This is a genomic window from Arthrobacter psychrochitiniphilus, from assembly GCF_003185915.1.
GTDB classification, from domain to species: Bacteria; Actinomycetota; Actinomycetes; order Actinomycetales; family Micrococcaceae; genus Specibacter; species Specibacter psychrochitiniphilus.
Genome location: NZ_QHLZ01000006.1, coordinates 249031 through 266855, shown reverse-complemented (window position 1 = coordinate 266855; position 17825 = coordinate 249031). Strand labels below are relative to the sequence as shown.

Sequence of the window (17825 nt, the reverse complement as noted above, 5' to 3'; positions counted from 1 at the left end):
TGATTCCTTCTAGGGAGCCTGTATTTTCAGTGCCCTCAGAAGGTCCCGTAGTCCTTACGTGGAGGCCACTAGCCGTGGGCAGCTGCATCCACGGCGCCACCATAGCGCCGGTCCCGGCGGGCGTATTCATCCACAGCAGCCCACAGGGTCCGCCGGTCCACATCCGGCCACATGGTGTTCATGAAAACAAACTCCGCATACGCTGATTGCCACAGCAGGAAATTTGAGAGCCGCTGCTCTCCGCTGGACCTCAGGAATAAGTCCACATCAGGGACATCGGGCAGGTACATGTACTTCTGGATGGTTTTTTCATTGACCTGTTTGGGGCTCAGCCGCCCCGCCGCCACATCCGCGGCCAAGGCCGCCACGGCGTCTGCAATTTCCGCCCGGCCCCCGTAATTAACACACATGGTCAACGTAATCACATCGTTGTCCTTGGTGTGCTCCTGGGCGGCCTCAAGCTCCTTGATGACAGAGCCCCACAACTTGGGCCGCCGTCCTGACCATCGAATGCGCACACCCCACGCGTCGAGTTGATCCCGTTGGCGTCTTAATACGTCCTTGTTAAATCCCATCAGAAAGCGGATTTCTTCGGGCGAGCGCTTCCAGTTTTCCGTCGAGAAGGCATAGACACTGACATATTTTATGCCCATTTCAATAGCCCCGGCCATGACGTCCAGCAGCGCCGGCTCCCCCGCTTTGTGCCCTTCCACCCGGGGCAGGCCGCGCTGGTTGGCCCAGCGTCCGTTGCCATCCATGACAATGGCAACGTGCTCGGGGATGAGTTCTTGGGCAATGGCAGGGGCACTCTCCCCTGAGGTGTGCGGCCAAGGCGCCACTACCGGAAGCTTAGCCGCGCTCCGGCTGCTTTTTGCCTTGCCGCCTTTGTTTCCACTGCGCTGCATTGCCATACTCTAAACACGCTCCACAAGTTTCAGGGAACGCACAGTGCGTTCCAAATGCCATTGCACATAACCGGCCACAAGACCCGCCGCCTCGCGACGATGAAGGGCCAAGGAGCCCTGTGCCCCGGCCCAGTTTCCGCTCAATAGCTGCCCCAGAAGCACCATAGTTTCCGGAGCAGGGGCGGGGGAACCCGGCGGCCTGCAGTCATGACACACGGCCCCACCCAAGGATGCATTGAAGGCGCCATGAGGGCCCGGCTCACCGCAGCGGGCGCAGGCTGAGAAGCTCGGCGCCCAGCCTGCGATCGAGACGGCTCTTAGGAGGTAGGAGTCAAGGATCAGCTCGGGCGCATGGGCGCCTCGGCTGAGCGCGGCCAGGGCCCCCACCAGCAGCAGGTAGTGCGCTGTTGAGGTTTCGCCATCAACATCGGTGAGCCGCTCCGCCGTTTCCGCCATGGCCGCCGCCACCACGTATCTGTCATAATTGGCGGCAATCGCATCGCCGTAGCTTGCCTTCGCCACTGCCTGGGTGATGATGTCCAAGGAACGTCCCTTGACCAGCTGAAGATCAGCCACCATGAACGGTTCCAGCCGGGCGCCAAATTTACTGCTGGTGCGCCGCACCCCCTTGGCTACGGCACGCAGCTGCCCATGATGGTGTGTCAGGAGCGTGATAATTCTATCTGCTTCACCCAGTTTGTGCGTGCGCAGAATCACAGCATCATCCCGATAGGTGCGGGCGGCAAAAGATTGATTGGACACTGACCCATTATCCCATCTTTGCCTCCCGCCGCGGAGCAACCCGCGCCGAGCAATGGATCCGCCAAACAAGCCCGGCAAACAAGTCACCCCGGTAGCTGCCAAGAGGTGGCAGCTACCGGGGTGCACTGTTTGGTGATTAGACGTTCTGAGAGTCACGCACCGCACGGTTGACGGCTGAGATAACTGCCTTCAAGGATGATGTGGAGGTGTTGGCGTCAATGCCAACACCCCACAGTACGCGTTCACCAACGGCACACTCCACAAATGCCGCAGCACGTGCATCCCCTCCCTCTGAGAGAGCATGTTCGGAGTAGTCCAAGACCCGCACATCCATGCCATCTTCAGCCAGAATACCCAGCAGAGCTGCAATGGGCCCGTTGCCGGTTCCCGTGCGGGTGTGGACTGTGCCGTCAATGGTGACCTTGGCAACGAGCATCATCTCGCCGTCGTCATCCGTTGACGTGGTAAACGGCCCAATGCGGTAGCGGCCCCACTGCTCATCGCTACCCTCTGCGGGCAGGTATTCATCCTTGAAGATTTTCCACAGTTCGGCGGCGCTGACTTCTCCACCTACCGTATCGGTGCGCTGCTGGATGACGCCGGAGAATTCAATCTGTGCCCGGCGCGGCAGGTCCAGGCTGTGCTCATTCTTCAACAGGTACGCCACACCACCCTTGCCGGACTGGGAGTTGACCCGGATGACAGCTTCGTAGCTGCGGCCCAGGTCCTTGGGGTCAATGGGCAGGTACGGGACAGCCCAGGTGTGTGCTTCCACGGCAACGCCGGCCGCGGCAGCGTCGGCCTCCATGGCTTCAAAACCCTTCTTAATGGCATCCTGGTGCGAGCCGGAGAAGGCGGTGAACACCAGATCGCCACCGTACGGTGAACGCTCAGGTACCGGCAGTTGATTGCAGTACTCTACGGTGCGGCGCACTTCATCAATGTCAGAGAAGTCAATCATGGGGTCAATTCCCTGCGTGAACATGTTCAGGCCCAAGGTCACCAGATCCACATTGCCGGTGCGCTCACCGTTTCCGAACAGGCAACCCTCAATCCTGTCAGCACCTGCCAGGTAGCCCAGCTCGGCAGCAGCAACACCGGTACCACGGTCATTGTGCGGGTGCAAGGAGAGCGCAATGCCTTCCCGCGGGTGCAGGTTCCGGCTCATCCATTCAATAGAGTCGGCATAGACGTTGGGTGTGGCCATCTCCACGGTGGCGGGCAAGTTGATGATGACCTGGTTCTCGGCTGAGGCTTCGAAGATGTCGGCAATGGCGTTGCAAACGCGCAGGGCGTATTCGGGCTCGGTTCCCGTGAATGATTCGGGCGAGTACTCATAGGTGATGCGGGTATCGGTCAGGGTCTCTTCATACTTCTTGCACAGGCGCGCACCCTGCAGGGCAATGTCAAGGATGCCGTCCTCGTCCTGGTTGAAGACAACGCGACGCTGCAGCACCGAGGTGGAGTTGTACAGGTGCACGATTGCCTGCTTGGCACCGATCAGGGACTCGTAGGTCCGCTCGATCAAGTGCTCGCGTGCCTGAGTCAAAACCTGGATCGTGACGTCGTCCGGGATGTGGCCGCCTTCGATGAGCTGACGCACAAAGTCGAAGTCGGTTTGTGAGGCGGACGGGAAGCCTACTTCAATCTCCTTGAAGCCCATCTTGACCAGCAGTTGGAACATCTTCATCTTGCGGCCCGGGCTCATAGGGTCAATCAGAGCCTGGTTGCCGTCGCGGAGGTCAACGGCGCACCAGCGCGGCGCCTTCGTGATTACTTTGTCCGGCCATGTCCTATCCGGCAAGCTCACGGAGATCTGATCCTGGAACGGGATGTAACGCTCGACGGGCATTCCGGAGGGTTTTTGCGCATTTCGCATGGAGGTGACCTTATCTGTTGTACAACGAAGTGGGAGGCCGGCCGGGCAACACAAACACCGCAGCGAGGGTGGCCATGGTCCGTGTCGAACAAATCAACAGGTTCTAGGCCTCGCCGCGGCAGCTAAGAAGAAGCATTCCAGTGCGCACATTTTTACCCTAACACGGCACGTAGGATGGTGGTGAACGAACTCACTTTGTGGGTTCGCCCACCTTCCAAAAAGCACACACCTGTGAGCGCACCACGCCTGCAAGCCAGCAACGCTTGAAGGCGGTAACCCATGAAGGGGAAACGATTTCTTTGACCCACGCCGGCATCAATTTCAGCCATCTTGACCCGGGCACAAGGCCCCAGGATGATCTATTCCGCCATGTCAATGGCACGTGGTTGGACGCTGAGGTGATCCCGGAGGACCGGGCAGTCACCGGATCTTTCATCACCTTGCGCGACGAATCCGAAGATGCCGTCAAGGCCATCATTGAGCAGGCAGGCGCGCAGGCGGACCCCACCGACTCCGCCAACGCGGCACTGTCCGCAAAAATTGGTGCCTTGTATGGAACCTTCATGGATGAGGCCGCCATTGAAGCAGCCGGGGCCGCTCCCCTCGTTGCAAAGCTCCGCAGCATTGAGCAGGTAGGCAGCATGGAGGCCCTGGTCCGGCTCATGGGCGATCTGGACCGTACCGGTGGCAGCACCTTGTTCGGTGCCTATGTCAACAACGACGCCGGAAATCCAGACCGCGCCCTGCTGCACCTTTTCCAATCTGGCCTAGGGCTCCCGGATGAGTCCTACTACCGGGATGAAAAATTTGAGGCCATTCGCACCGCCTATGTTGGACATATCCAGACCATGCTGGAATTGGCGGGCATAGCCGACGCCGCCGTCAAGGCGCCGCGCATCATGGCCCTGGAGACGGAGATTGCCGCAACACACTTGGACAAGGTGTCCTTGCGCGATCCACAGAAAACCTACAACCTGATGAATCACAGTGAAGCCGTTGCGCTTTTGCCTGCACTAGCTACCTGGCTCGAATCTCTGGGTGTGACGCAGGAGCAAAGCGCTGAAGTGGTGGTGGCCACGCCTGATTTCTTTAGCGGGCAACAAGCCCTGCTGGTGGAGGGCCGCCTGGCCGATTGGCAGGCATGGCTGGCCATGCGCACCATCTCCAGCCTGGCAGGCTACCTGTCAAAGGAATTTGTTGATAGTAACTTCGCTTTCTACGGCACAACCCTCAGCGGGACCCCTGCCATCAGAGACCGATGGAAGCGAGCCGTGGCCCTTGTTGAAGGATCCCTAGGTGAGGCGGTGGGCCAACTCTACGTAGCCAAACACTTCCCTGAATCACACAAAACTCGTATGGAAGCCCTAGTAGCTAACCTCATCGAGGCCTACCGCAGCAGCATTGCCGAGCTTGCCTGGATGAGCAGCGAAACAAAAGAAAAGGCCCTCGAAAAATTGGCGGCCTTCACTCCCAAGATCGGCTACCCCGCCAAGTGGCGTGACTACTCCGCCCTGGAGATTAGAGAAGGGGACCTGCTGGGCAACATTGAGCGCAGTAACGCCTTCGAGCTGGCGCGGCAGCTGGCAAAGATTGGTGCCCCCATTGACCATGATGAATGGTTCATGACACCCCAGACAGTCAATGCCTACTACAACCCCACCATGAACGAGGTGGTGTTCCCGGCCGCAATCTTGCAGCCACCCTTCTTCGATGTAGAAGCTGACGACGCCGCTAACTACGGTGGGATTGGCGCCGTCATCGGGCACGAGATTGGCCATGGTTTCGATGACCAGGGTTCACAATTTGACGGTTCCGGGGCACTGCGGAACTGGTGGACTGACGCGGACAGAAGCGCTTTTGAGGCTCTCACCAAGAGATTGGTGCAACAGTACAACGTACTGTCCCCCATGGCCGCCCCCGACGAGTTCGTCAATGGTGAACTGACCCTCGGTGAAAACATCGGCGACCTCGGAGGATTAGCCATCGGTTTCAAGGCCTACCAGCTCAGCTTGAAGGATTCCAGCTCAGCTGTCATTGATTCTCTCACGGGTGCCCAGCGCTTCTTCTACTCTTGGGCCGAATGCTGGCGCACCAAGATCCGATACGAGGAAGCTGTCCGACGCCTCACAATAGACCCGCACTCCCCCGCGGAACTACGCTGCAATGCGGTGGTCAGCAACCTCGATGCCTTCCATGAGGCCTTCGGCACCGTACCGGGCGACCAACTGTGGCTGGCACCGGAGCAACGCGTCAGCATCTGGTAGACAGACGGTACCTCAGAGGCAGCCACTAAGCACCTCACACACAAGGGGGCGCGGTGGTGAAAGGATTCCTTTCACCACCGCGCCCCCTTGTGTGTTCTAGCCCGTGGCGAGCTAGTAGGTGTAGTACAGCGGGTTGACCTTCATGCACTCACCGCTTTGCTCGGCGGTGCTGGAGACAATGTCATCTGGCAGAACGATCTTGCCGAATTCCTTGCCGGAGGCCCAATCAGCCCCCACCACGAGGCTGATGCCCGTCACGGTTGGATCAGATTTCACGGCACTTGCGGGAAGCTTGAAGAGTGCGGCCACATCAGCCGCCACGTCAGCCATGTCCGCCCCGTAGAGAAGCTGGGTTTTGCTCTGTACGGGAACATCCCCTGCCTGCCAAGCACTTTGGAAACCAGCGGCCGCCAGTTCCTGGACCAATTCCAGGGAACGGCCAACAATGGCGGTTGCGTTGACCACGCTGATGGGCTGCAGTGACTTGTCATAGGGCGGTGCTGAGGGCGCCTGCGTTTCAGGGGCTTTGCTTGACGCGACGCCAGAAGGAGCCGCGGCCGGGGGGCTCGGGGAGGGGGCTCCGGAGAGATCCGCGTCCTGGCGCAGGGCTGCGAAGAATTGGCTGGCCTGAGGCTCCTTCAACTGAACCCTGTTGATATCTGCAGAATATGGTTCGTTGGGGACCGTGACAAAGGAGACCTTGCTCAGATCAATCTTGGCCAAGCGTGTAGCTACACCGATCATGGCTGGAACATTGGCCAGGTTCTCATCAATGGTGAGGTTTTTGGTGACCACGTCAGCCAAGGTGTAGAGCTTGGGCAGGTTGGTCAACGTCCCTTCACTCTTGACCTTGCGCACCATGGAGCCAAGGAAATACTGCTGGGCCTTGATCCTGTCCAGATCACCGGAATCACCAAAGGCGTGCCTGGTGCGCAGGAAAGCAAGCGCCTGTTCCCCTTCTACCAGGCTTTTACCCTTGGGTAGTTTCAGGAACGAGCCGTTGACGTCATACATGGCGTGGTCAACACACACTTCAACACCACCCAAGGCCTTGGAAAGTTCCTTGACGGCTGTGAAGTCAGCCAGCATGAAATGGTCAATGGTCAATCCGGTGATGTCATTGATGGCCGCTACAGTGCAGCCGGGCCCTGCCGCAAGCGCTCCGTTGAGCTGTCCCAGAAGTGCCCCTGGAACGGTTTCACCGGTCGCCACGGACACGCAATCAGGGATGGGCACCATGAGGTCGCGGGGAAAACTGGTCACGGAGACCCGGCTGTTATCTGCCGAGATATCCATCAGGAGCATCACATCCGATTGGCCCTGACCGGCAGAATCTTCCGCGGTACCGTACTCACTGTTCTTGCCAGCGCGTGTATCGGTTCCAAGAATCAGGATCTGCAAGGAGCCCGTGTCTTCCACGGACTTGCCCGAACCGGAGGCGTTGGGTACGCGCCCGTCAAGCGGCGCTGTTGTGACATTGCTTTGCAGCTTGTAGAAAAGCAGCCCGGCAGTGCCTAACCCAATAACAAGGACTGAGCACACAGCAAGAGCCGTGATTCGCAACCAGAGTGGGGCTCTGCGATGGGGCTTGTAGTGCCTGCCGGCCGGCTCCAAGGTACTCTCAGGTCCCCTAGGTGGGGTGCTGGCAGCTTTCACTGCCCCCGTTTCGGCACGGCGACGCCCCATGAACAAACCTTTCACTATGGATATAAACTCTCAAGAGTTTATCGGCGAAGGCTGGGAACATCCCACAAGCCACACGTTCGCCCAAAATTGAACAGAAAAACATCAAGCGGCGGCCCGGCAGGCCGCCGCCTTCCTGCTGAATTATTCGCTAAAAGCCCAGCTTAACAAGCTGTTTGGGATCGCGCTGCCAATCCTTGGCTACCTTGACATGCAAATCAAGGTAGATTTTGGTACCCAGTAGCGCCTCGATACCTTTCCGCGCAGTGGTGCCTACATCGCGAAGCCTGGCCCCACCCTTGCCGATAATGATGGCCTTTTGGGAGGGCCGTTCCACATACAGATTGACCCGCACATCCAGCAACGGGTTATCCTCCGAGCGGCCTTCTCTGGGAATAATCTCCTCAACCACCACGGCGAGGGAGTGAGGCAGTTCATCGCGAACGCCCTCCAGCGCGGCCTCACGAATCAACTCTGCAACCATGACAGCCTCAGGCTCGTCGGTGAGGTGCCCATCAGGATACAAGGCAGGGCCCTCCGGCATGTAGCTGGCGAACACCCCTGCCAAGGTTTCAACTTGGAAGTCTTCCACAGCGGAAACAGGTACGACGGCGGCAAAGCCAGTCTCGCCGAAGACATCCCGGCCCAGCTTGTCAACAGCTATGAGCTGGTCTGTGACCGCTTGGCGGTCCACCGTGTCTGTCTTGGTGACAATGGCAATGACAGGTTTTTTGCCTACGTTGGCCAATTGCTGGGCGATGAACCTGTCACCGGGACCAATTTTTTCATTGGCCGGCAAGCAGAAACCAATAACATCAACTTCAGCCAGAGTATCCGCCACCAGATCGTTGAGGCGTTTACCCAAGAGTGTTCGGGGGCGGTGCAGCCCTGGGGTGTCCACCAGAACAAGCTGGAATGTGTCCCTGTGCACTAGCCCACGAATGGTGTGCCGGGTGGTTTGCGGCTTGGCCGAGGTGATCGCTACCTTTTGTCCCACAAGGGCGTTGGTCAGTGTTGATTTCCCTGCATTGGGCCGGCCGGCCAAGACGGCGAAACCTGCACGGAAACCCTCGGCCTTGGGAGCAGGCATGGCCAGCTTCTTGTTCGACTTACTCATGGTTGCTCCTAGTGTTTTGATCAATGGTCGCCTCATTCGAAGGCGCATTAGCTAATTTTGAATCTCTTATGCCAGTGTCCGTCCCGGACCGGCTGCTGGCAATATTACGGCTGGCGATGATGTGGCTAATTCTGTTGCGTTGGGGTTCCTTGCGCTCAGCCTGCAAGATCACCCCGGAGATCTCCACAATGTCCCCCACCATGGGGATCCGCCCCAAGTGCTTGGCAAGGAGGCCGCCCACCGTGTCCACCTCGTCGTCGTCCATGTCCTTATCGAAAAGCTCACCGAGTTCGTCAACGGCCAACCGGGCCCGAATCCGGAAGCACCCTTCTGCAAGGGTCTGCACATCTGGGGACACGGAATCGTATTCGTCCTCAATTTCTCCAACAATTTCCTCAAGGAGGTCCTCGAGTGTCACCAGACCGGCCGTTCCGCCATACTCATCCACCACAATGGCCACATGTGTTGATTCCAGCTGGAGTTCTTTGAGGAGGGCGTCCACCGGCTTGGACTCGGGAACATAACGAACAGTTCGTGTTAGCTGCTCCACGCTGGGCCTGCCCCGGGCACCATTGTTGCGGTACAGGGTAGCCACCAGGTCTTTGAGGTACAGGATCCCCAGAATATGGTCGGTACTTTCCCCAATTACTGGAATGCGCGAGTACCCCGAAGACAGAAAGGCCTCGAGTGCTTCTTCCAGTGTGGAATCTTGGCCAATGCTCATGATGTCAGTGCGCGGAACCATAACGGCCCGAACCATGGTTTCACCCATGTCAATCACGCTGTGGATGAGTTCAGCCTCATTGTCCTCAATCATGTCCGCTTCACTGGCGCGATCAACGAATTCACGGAATTCCTCTTCGCTGACAAATCCTTCATCGGCAGCTGGCGCGTCCTTGGTGAGGGCGGCGCCCAGACGGTTCAGCCATTTCGGGATGGGGCCCAGAACGCGCCGTAGAAAGTGCACCAGCCAGGACGTTCGGCCTACAAGAGCAGCCGCGTGAAGGCGGCCCAGGCGTCGCGGGGACACGCCCACCATCATGAACCCCAAAAAAGCCATGATGACGGTGGCGATCAGCCCGGCGAGCCATTCGTTGTCCAGCAGCCGCACCAGAAAAAGGGCCACGGCTACGGCGGCAGCCATTTCAAACCAGACCCGCCAAAACTTCAGCGCATTCAAGTGCGCTTGAGGTTCAGCGAGGACCTTATCCATGGATACGCCACGGCTGTGCAAGGCAATGCTTTCCGAGTCGTGGCGGGGAAAGAACCCTAACGCTGACTCAATGGCCGTCAAAAAAGCGGCAATGGCCGTGAAGAGAATCCCCAGGACCGGCAAGAGAACAAGCGTCACTGCGTGGTCTCCCGCGGAGCTTCCCGGCCCAGGAAGCTGGAGAGCAATTCACGCTGGATGCCAAACATCTCTTCCTTTTCCTCCGGTTCACGGTGATCGTATCCCATCAGGTGCAACATGCCGTGTGTGGTGAGCAGCAATAGTTCCTCCTCCATGGAGTGCCCTGCACTCACCGCCTGCTCCTGTGCCACAACGGGGCAAAGAACAATGTCTCCCAGTAATCCTGGTGCGGTGGGCTCGGCAGCCGTGCCGGGGCGCAGCTCATCCATGGGGAAGGAGAGCACATCGGTGGGGCCGGGCTCATCCATCCATTCCACGTGAAGCTTTTCCATGGTTTCAATATCCGCCAAAATGACCGAAACTTCCGTTTGCGGGTGCAGATGCATGGCCGTCAGGATGTGACGGATCAGCTTGACGAGCTCTTCCTGGGGTGCCTCCACGCCTGATTCATTGTTAATTTCGATGCTCATCGTGACGTGCTGTCCTTCGGTTTTGTGGGGCTGGGATGAGCTTCATCCCAGCTGTTGTAGGCGCTGACAATGGCACCCACCAAACGGTGGCGCACCACATCCGTGGCGTCCAGTATGGAGAAGTTGATGTCATCAACGCCCTCGAGAATCTCCCTGACTACCCGCAAGCCAGACCGCGTTCCCGTGGGCAGATCCACTTGCGTGATGTCTCCCGTGACAACAATCTTGGATCCAAAACCCAACCGAGTCAGGAACATTTTCATTTGCTCCGGGGTTGTATTCTGGGCTTCATCTAAAATGATGAACGCATCGTTGAGGGTGCGCCCACGCATGTAGGCCAGCGGAGCCACCTCAATGGTTCCTGCCGCCATGAGCCTTGGAATGGTTTCCGGATCCATCATGTCGTGCAGTGCGTCATAGAGCGGGCGCAGATAAGGATCAATTTTATCGTTCAAGGTTCCGGGCAAGAAGCCCAACCGTTCCCCTGCTTCAACGGCAGGGCGGGTGAGAATGATCCGGCTGACTTCTTTGTGTTGCAAAGCCTGAACTGCTTTTGCCATGGCCAGATAGGTTTTTCCTGTGCCGGCGGGGCCAATACCGAACACCACGGTGTTGCGGTCAATGGCGTCTACATAGTCCTTTTGATTCGCGGTCTTAGCCCGGATGGTCCGGCCACGGCTGGAGAGAATATCGTGACTGAGGATGTCCACCACAGAGACCTCAGGACGGGTTTTGAGCATGACTACCAGCTGTTCCCAGATGGCAGCACTCATGGTGCTCTCGCGGGCCACCATGCCGCGGGCTTCCTCCATCAAGTGCATGATGCGCGGCACTACTCCAACAGGGCCGGTGATGGTGAGCACATTGCCACGAGCTAGGAAGGAAATCCCCGGATAGAGTTTTTCAACAACCCGCAGCCCCTCGTCTTCGGCACCCAAGGTGGCAACCATCTGCTCGGTTGAGCGAAAATACACCAGTTCGGTGCGGGTCCCGTCCACTGAATGGGGGAAGTGCCCGCCCTGACCTTCTTCTGCGCTGTGATCGCTTTGGTGTGCTGTTGTCTCTGCCATAAGTCCGGCCCGTCCAGGCCTGAAATCTCTCCTTGGGTTTACCGGTTTTAATTCCCGGAACGCCTGCTATTTCTCCTTATCATCAATTCTAGTGCACTGCTCAGCAACGCCGCTCATATACGCTTCGCCGCCGATGTGCATCTTTGTCCCAAACTGCGGAAAAGTGTTTCGATACGGTTTCAGTTCACCCAAACCAGCCAATTCGAGCTCTTCCGCACATTCTCCTGTGCCAAGCTAGGTACGGTTCCAAGCCTTGTGGGGATGCTTGGAGCAGGCGCATCCATCATGGACTGGGCCTTCAACCAGCACACTTTGACAAAGAAACTGCGAGACAACTCCCCATGGACGCCTTCCCCCCTGTGCCAACACCCCGGACTGGCGCCGCTGCCATCCCGGATGTTAGGGGGCAGCGGACGGCCGAGAGGCTGCGCACCGTAGACAAGGTTGCCATTGTGGCCCTGTCACTGACACTTCTTTTGGGCGGCTGTACCTCTGCCAACACCCAGAACCCTGACTCGTCAATGCCAGCCACGGCGGCGTCCTCGTCCACCGGGCTAGTGACAAGTGCGCCCCTGGAAACTGCCACAGCCTCGCAGACCCTGCCCGTTTACTGGCTAGGTCGCAGCAACAGCGATGTTTTCCTGTACAGGGAATTCCGCGCTTCCACCGCCCTCGATGAGCCCATTGTCACCGCATTGCGCATCATGATGAGCAATAAGGCACTGGACCCCGATTACTTCACCTTGTGGAGTGCCCCGTCCCGGCTCGGAGCCTCCATTTCCGCTAAGAATGTCATCACGGTGGATGTGTCGGCGGACGCCTTCAGTCAAAAAGCGGACGCCGGAATGGCTGAGCGTTCCGTTTCCCAGCTGGTGTACACAGCCACTGCTGCGGCCGCCATGGCCGGGCTCGTTGACACCAGCTCCCCCATCCAGGTCTCCGTTCTTGTTGACGGACATACCGGTTATAGCGCCTTTGGACATGTCCCCTTGGATAAGCCGCTGACCCGTAACCCTGCCTATATAGCCCCTGTTTGGATCATTGACCCGGCCAACGGCTCAACATACAAGCATCTCCCACTGAAGGTGACGGGCCAAGGCGTCTCCCCGACAGGGACACTGGCGTGGTCTTTGTCTCACGTAAGTGAGGGCAAAGTCGCTGACGAGTATCTCAGCGGAACCGTCAATATTCCCCAGGGTCCCAACGAGTTGGGTGAGTTCACCTTCAATCTGGTTCCACCAAACGGCAGCTACCAGCTCTCCGTCTTCATCGACAACCCCCTGCTGCCGGGCCGCAAAATTGGCATCGACACCAAGATTGTCACCATCACCGGCAGCCCGTAACCGGCCAAAAAAGTAGGCCTCTCAAAGCTGAAACGGAGGCCGTGGGTGGGCCCCCACGCCCGAGGGACCCGCTGCCGAGCTTGCGCGTGAAACGGAGGCCGTGGGTGAAACGGAGGCCGTGGGTGGGCCCCCACGCCCGAGGGACCCGCTGCCGAGCTTGCGCGTGAAACGGAGGCCGTGGGTGGGCCCCCACGCCCGAGGGACCCGCTGCCGAGCTTGCGCGTGAAACGGAGGCCGTGGGTGGGCCCCCACTCCCGAGGGACCCGCTGCCGAGCTTGCGAGGAGGGGGAGGGTGTGGGGACTACCAGCGCCCGAGCTGCTGGCTAAGAATTGCCACAGCGGCGCCTCCGGCAGTCGAGGAGCGCAGCACATTGTGGCCCAACAGGGCCGTCAGCGCGCCAGCGTCCTTGAACGCTTGAACTTCTGTGGCGCTCATACCGCCTTCCGGACCCACGATCATCAGCACCGTGGTACTTGCTGATTCTCCTGTGGGCGCAGCATACCCGCCGGCAGCGCCTGATTCCTGCCAGTTCCGGGCCACCTCCGCGACTGAGTCTAAGGCGTCCTCGTGCAATATCAGGGCTAGCCCGGCGGCAGCGATTTCTTCGCAGACCCCGGCGGTGCCCAACAGTGATCCGACGGTGGGTATGGTTGAGCGGCGCGCCTGTTTCGCGGCCGCCGCGACCACCTGACGCCACTTCTGCGGCCCCTTAGTGGCCTTGTCCATCTTCCACCGCACAATGGAGCGTTCAGCCTGCCAGGGTGCCACCGCGTCGATGCCAAGTTCAGTAGCCATTTCAATGGCCAGCTCATCCCTGTCACCCTTGGCCAATGCCTGGATCAAGACAAAGCGCAACGGCTGGGCTGGTTCTTGTTCCACACTGTTGACCTGCACCGTCAACAAACCCTTTTCAGCGCTGCTGACGGTGCAGGACAAACGCAACCCAGCGCCGTCGCACATGTCCACCGGCTCACCTGAGGCGAGACGTTTGACCGTAGTGGCATGCCGGCCCTCATCCCCACCTAGGGTGAAGTGTGCGCCGGGCAGCAACCCGGAGAGCTCTGCAGGGTTGGCGTAGAAGACTGGGTTACTCATGAGGTTTAGTTGTTGCCGAACTTATCACGCAGCTTGGCGAACATGCCGCCACTGGAGACCAGTTTCCCTTCGGTGAAGGTCTCCCCGCGCAGGGCTGCCAGTTGCTTCAGGAGGGCTTCCTGCTCGGCGTCGGGCTTGGTGGGTGTCTCCACGTGAATGTGTACCTTCAAGTCTCCACGGCCAAAGCCACGCAGGTGGGTCACCCCCAGGCTGCGCAGGTTGATGACTTCCCCTGCCTGGGTGCCGGGCTTGATGCTGATGGGCTGCTCACCATCGAAGGTCTCGAAGTTCAGCTCTGTGCCCAGTGCGGCAGCGGTCATGGGGACGCTGAGTGTGGCATGCAGGTCATCGCCTTCACGCACAAAGCTGGGATCGTTATTGACCTTCATCTCCACGTACAGATCGCCTGAGGGGCCACCTGCCGGTCCGGCCTCGCCCTGGTTGGCGAGTTGGATCCGGGTCCCGGTGCCCACTCCTGCAGGGACCTTGATGGTCAGCGTGCGGCGATCGCGGATACGGCCTTCGCCCATGCACTCGTTGCACGGGTCCACGATCATGGTGCCGAAGCCTTGGCAGGAGTTGCAGGTAGCCAGGGTCATGACATTGCCCAAGATGGAGCGCATGGGGCGTTGAATCTGGCCACTGCCATGGCAAATGTCACAGGTGGTGGGTGCCGTTCCCTGGCGGCAGCAGCTGCCCTCGCAGGTGGGGCAGGTGATGGCGGTGTCAATTTCAAGCTTCTTGTTGACGCCAAAGACGGCCTCGCGCAAGTCCACGCGCACGCTGATGAGGGCGTCTTGGCCGCGGCGCATACGTGATGCGGGACCACGCCCTCCGCCGCCACCGCCACCGGCACCGCCGAAGAAGGTTTCAAAGATGTCCTGGAAGGCGAAGCCCTCGCCACCAAAGCCGCCGCCACCGCCACCTGCGTCATTGCCGTTTTCGTTACCCGTGGTGTCATAGATGCGGCGCTTTTGCGGGTCAGACAAGACCTCATAGGCGTGTGTTACAGCCTTAAAGCGATCCTGAGCATCCGCGGCGTCATTGACGTCCGGATGGAGTTTGCGTGCAAGCTTGCGGTAGGCCTTCTTGATTTCCTCGGCCGTTGCGTCGCGGGAGACGCCCAATGCATCGTAATGGTTACTCAAAGTAATGCTCTCTTTTGTTGAAACGGTGGCCGCTTAGCCGGCCAAAATTCTCGAAAGGTACTGGGCCACGGCGCGAACGCTGGCCATGGTGTTGGGGTAATCCATTCTGGTAGGACCCACCACACCAAGCTTGGCGTTCTCACCACGGACGTAGCTGGTGGCCACCACTGAGGCTTCCGCGAGGGAATCGTGCGGGTTTTCCCGTCCAATCACCACAGACATACCCAAGGAGTCTTGGGCCATGGCTTCAAGCAGCCTCAGTAGCACCACTTGTTCCTCCAGTGCGTCAAGGACGGGCCCGATGCTCAGGGGGAAGTCATTGTTTGACCGGGCCAGGTTGGCGGTGCCTGCCATGACAATCCGGTCTTCACGGGCGTTGTGCGCCAATAGCGCCAAACCCTGGGCCAAGCGTGCAGCCACAGCATGCTCTCCCAAGGGGACATCGAGGGGAACTTTGGAGACAGCGCTGGGCAATTGGGCCACAGTGAGTCCGTTCAAACTGGCCATAAACACTTTGCGCAATCCGGCCAGGATGTCATCATCAACGGCGGCACCAATATCGATGACGTTTTGTTCTACCTTGCCAGAAGCCAAGATCAGGACCACTAGCACTTGATGCGCTGCCAAGGAGACAAACTCAATGTGGCGCACAGTGGCCGCAGTGGTGCGCGGATACTGGACAACCGCCACTTGGTTGGTCAGCTGGGCCAGGGTCCGCACTGTCCTCTCGAGGACGTCATCCAGATCGGTGGGCCCATCTAACAACACAGAGATGGCTCGGCGTTCAGCGGCTGAAAGTGGCTTAACGGAGGCCAACTGATTCACGAAGAGCCGGTAGCCCTTGTCAGTGGGGATGCGCCCGGAACTGGTGTGCGGGGCCGTGATCAGCCCTTCTTCTTCCAGCGCGGCCATGTCATTGCGGATAGTGGCACTGGAAACTCCCAGATGGTGCCGTTCCACGAGTGCTTTGGAGCCGACGGGTTCCCGTGAATGCACATAGTCTTCGACAATGGCCCGTAGAACTTCCAACTTACGTGGTTCACTCATGCCCGGCACCTCCTTTCAGCCTTACGCTCTGCACCCATATCCCCTTGGACTCTTGACTAGGCGGGAATGTCAGAACATCTTTTAGAAAACAACTTTTAGCACTCTACCCAACCAAGTGCTAAGTCTAATACCTTTCCACGGCACCCCCATGGCCCACCGGTTCCCGCCACGTTCTCGACACGCTCCGCAGACACGCACTATGAACCGCGTAAGTGTGCCGCCTCAAGAGCGGCCCCGGCACGCGATAGCATGGCTTTTCATCCTGCAGCGTTCGCCATGAGCGTTGCCTTGAGCGTCAAGAGTCAGGTTTTTGCATGCATTTCAGTGACGTGTCCCACCATCAGTGGGGTCCCCAGGACCTCAGTGCCCCGCCGCCCCGAATCCTGCGCAAGGTTGAAGCCCGTTCCGGCCTTGTTGTAGAGGACGTGCAAACAGGCTGGGTGGGCGCGGTGGTCCGTCTGGAAAAGTCCGGCGGCATGCACATTGTGGAACTCGCCGACAGGCGCGAAAAGATCCGCGCCTTCCCGCTGGGATTTGGCTTTCTGTACGAGGGTGAGCCGATTGAGCTCATCGCACCTACCACAGCCGCACCCAAGAAGGCCCTGCGTACCGCATCTGGCTCCGTCAAAGTTATGGGGGACCGCGCCAAGGTGGCCAAGGCCAGTCGGATTTGGGTGGAGGGCAAGCACGACGCCGAACTGGTGGAGAAGGTCTGGGGAGACGATCTGCGGGTGGAGGGGATCGTAGTAGAACCTCTCCGAGGGATCGATGACCTGGCCGCCGCGGTGGCCGATTTTGGCCCGGGACCCCAGCGCAGGTTGGGCATTTTGGTGGACCATTTGGTGCCCGGTTCCAAAGAAACACGCATTGTGGGCAATCTCATGAAGAAGCCCGGGGTATCCAAGAACGTGCTGGTGGTGGGACACCCATATGTAGATGTCTGGCAGGCTATCAAGCCTGCTACTCTGGGCATCCCGGCATGGCCTGTAGTGCCTAGAACAATGGAGTGGAAGCTGGGTATCCTGAAGGCCTTCGGCTGGCCCCACACTACCGCTGAGGACATTGGACTGGGCTGGGCGAGATTGCTGTCACGGGTGGGTTCGTACTCAGATCTGGAGCCGTCCCTGCTGGGCCGGGTCGAAGAGGTCATTGATTTTTTGACGGCACCCGTATCCTAGAGTGAGGGCAATAATCCACCATGCCCGTAGTTGCGCATGCTGAAAGGCCTGAGATTGTGAACCACCCGGTTAACCAGAGCAATGTTGCACCCCAGCAGCCCCTCACCCCCTCCGAAGATAAGCAGTGGGCTTTCATGTCCCACTGTGGCGGAATTCTTGGGTGTGTACCTTCGCTGCTGATCTATAAATTCTTGGCTGCCCGCGGCCGATTTACAGCACAGGAGTCCAAGGAAGCCCTGAACTTCACCTTGATCCCGACAGCTTTGGCTGTCCTGCTGAACATTGTGGCTATCATTGCCCACGCGATCAGCCCAGGAAGCGGGACCATCTTTTCCCTGCTGGCGCTGCTGATCTGGGCCTTCCTGACGGTGTTCTCCATCATCGGCGCCGTACGTGTCAACAGTGGCCAGCCCTACCGCTACCCGCTCAACCCGCGGCTGATCAAGTAACTGATCAAGTAACTGAAAAACAGCACCAGATTGCACGGGTAGCTAGCCCGGAAGTGGCTTTAG

At 59.0% G+C, this 17825-nt stretch carries 15 protein-coding genes; 4 read left to right on the top strand and 11 right to left on the bottom strand.

The genetic code is table 11. The features are described from left to right. Positions 1 to 68: 68 nt before the first annotated feature. The 3 genes from CVS29_RS11525 to leuA all read right to left on the bottom strand — a co-directional run bounded on the left by CVS29_RS11525 (position 69) and on the right by leuA (position 3546). Positions 69 to 905 (bottom strand): isoprenyl transferase, encoded by an 837-nt coding sequence (locus tag CVS29_RS11525; RefSeq protein ID WP_245932197.1) that lies wholly within the window; start codon positions 903 to 905, stop codon positions 69 to 71. Between the two features lie 9 nt (positions 906 to 914). Further along, positions 915 to 1667, bottom strand: coding sequence for a DNA repair protein RecO (recO, locus tag CVS29_RS11520; RefSeq protein ID WP_110106453.1), 753 nt, complete (start codon positions 1665 to 1667; stop codon positions 915 to 917). 136 nt (positions 1668 to 1803) lie between these two features. Next, the gene (gene leuA / locus CVS29_RS11515; RefSeq protein WP_110106452.1) at positions 1804 to 3546 is read right to left on the bottom strand and encodes a 2-isopropylmalate synthase; all 1743 of its coding nucleotides are present in this window, start codon (positions 3544 to 3546) and stop codon (positions 1804 to 1806) included. A gap of 299 nt (positions 3547 to 3845) precedes the next feature. Between leuA and CVS29_RS11510 the strand changes: the two genes are divergently transcribed. After that, a complete protein-coding gene (locus tag CVS29_RS11510) occupies positions 3846 to 5810 on the top strand; it encodes a M13 family metallopeptidase (protein WP_110106524.1) in 1965 nt (654 codons plus the stop codon). Between the two features lie 111 nt (positions 5811 to 5921). On the opposite strand, the gene CVS29_RS11505 is transcribed toward CVS29_RS11510, so the two are convergent. The 5 genes from CVS29_RS11505 to CVS29_RS11485 form a co-directional block, all read right to left on the bottom strand. Beyond that, a complete protein-coding gene (locus CVS29_RS11505) occupies positions 5922 to 7352 on the bottom strand; it encodes an LCP family protein (protein ID WP_245932196.1) in 1431 nt (476 codons plus the stop codon). Positions 7353 to 7644: 292 nt separating this feature from the next. After that, positions 7645 to 8610, bottom strand: a complete 966-nt coding sequence (era, locus tag CVS29_RS11500) for a GTPase Era (protein ID WP_110106451.1) — start codon at positions 8608 to 8610, stop codon at positions 7645 to 7647. Continuing rightward, on the bottom strand, positions 8603 to 9961 hold the full coding sequence (locus CVS29_RS11495; protein ID WP_110106450.1) for a hemolysin family protein: 1359 nt from the start codon (positions 9959 to 9961) through the stop codon (positions 8603 to 8605). Before CVS29_RS11495 ends, era begins: the two co-directional genes overlap by 8 nt. Beyond that, positions 9958 to 10431, bottom strand: a complete 474-nt coding sequence (gene ybeY, locus CVS29_RS11490; protein ID WP_110106449.1) for an rRNA maturation RNase YbeY — start codon at positions 10429 to 10431, stop codon at positions 9958 to 9960. Before ybeY ends, CVS29_RS11495 begins: the two co-directional genes overlap by 4 nt. Next, a complete protein-coding gene (locus CVS29_RS11485) occupies positions 10428 to 11501 on the bottom strand; it encodes a PhoH family protein (protein ID WP_110106448.1) in 1074 nt (357 codons plus the stop codon). Before CVS29_RS11485 ends, ybeY begins: the two co-directional genes overlap by 4 nt. A gap of 341 nt (positions 11502 to 11842) precedes the next feature. Between CVS29_RS11485 and CVS29_RS11480 the strand changes: the two genes are divergently transcribed. Beyond that, on the top strand, positions 11843 to 12844 hold the full coding sequence (locus CVS29_RS11480) for a GerMN domain-containing protein (protein ID WP_110106447.1): 1002 nt from the start codon (positions 11843 to 11845) through the stop codon (positions 12842 to 12844). 301 nt (positions 12845 to 13145) lie between these two features. On the opposite strand, the gene CVS29_RS11475 is transcribed toward CVS29_RS11480, so the two are convergent. Genes CVS29_RS11475 through hrcA form a run of 3 tightly spaced genes read right to left on the bottom strand, consistent with a single transcriptional unit; the run spans position 13146 to position 16135 of the window. Then, complete coding sequence (locus CVS29_RS11475) at positions 13146 to 13940, bottom strand: 16S rRNA (uracil(1498)-N(3))-methyltransferase (protein WP_110106446.1); 795 nt, start codon at positions 13938 to 13940, stop codon at positions 13146 to 13148. A gap of 5 nt (positions 13941 to 13945) precedes the next feature. Then, positions 13946 to 15088 (bottom strand): molecular chaperone DnaJ, encoded by a 1143-nt coding sequence (dnaJ, locus tag CVS29_RS11470; RefSeq protein WP_110106445.1) that lies wholly within the window; start codon positions 15086 to 15088, stop codon positions 13946 to 13948. A gap of 33 nt (positions 15089 to 15121) precedes the next feature. Then, a complete protein-coding gene (hrcA, locus tag CVS29_RS11465) occupies positions 15122 to 16135 on the bottom strand; it encodes a heat-inducible transcriptional repressor HrcA (protein ID WP_110106444.1) in 1014 nt (337 codons plus the stop codon). Between the two features lie 329 nt (positions 16136 to 16464). Between hrcA and CVS29_RS11460 the strand changes: the two genes are divergently transcribed. After that, entirely contained in the window at positions 16465 to 17313 is an 849-nt protein-coding gene (locus CVS29_RS11460) for a DUF3097 domain-containing protein (protein WP_110106522.1), read from the top strand. 20 nt (positions 17314 to 17333) lie between these two features. After that, positions 17334 to 17762, top strand: coding sequence for a DUF4870 domain-containing protein (locus CVS29_RS11455; protein ID WP_110106443.1), 429 nt, complete (start codon positions 17334 to 17336; stop codon positions 17760 to 17762). Positions 17763 to 17825 lie beyond the last annotated feature (63 nt).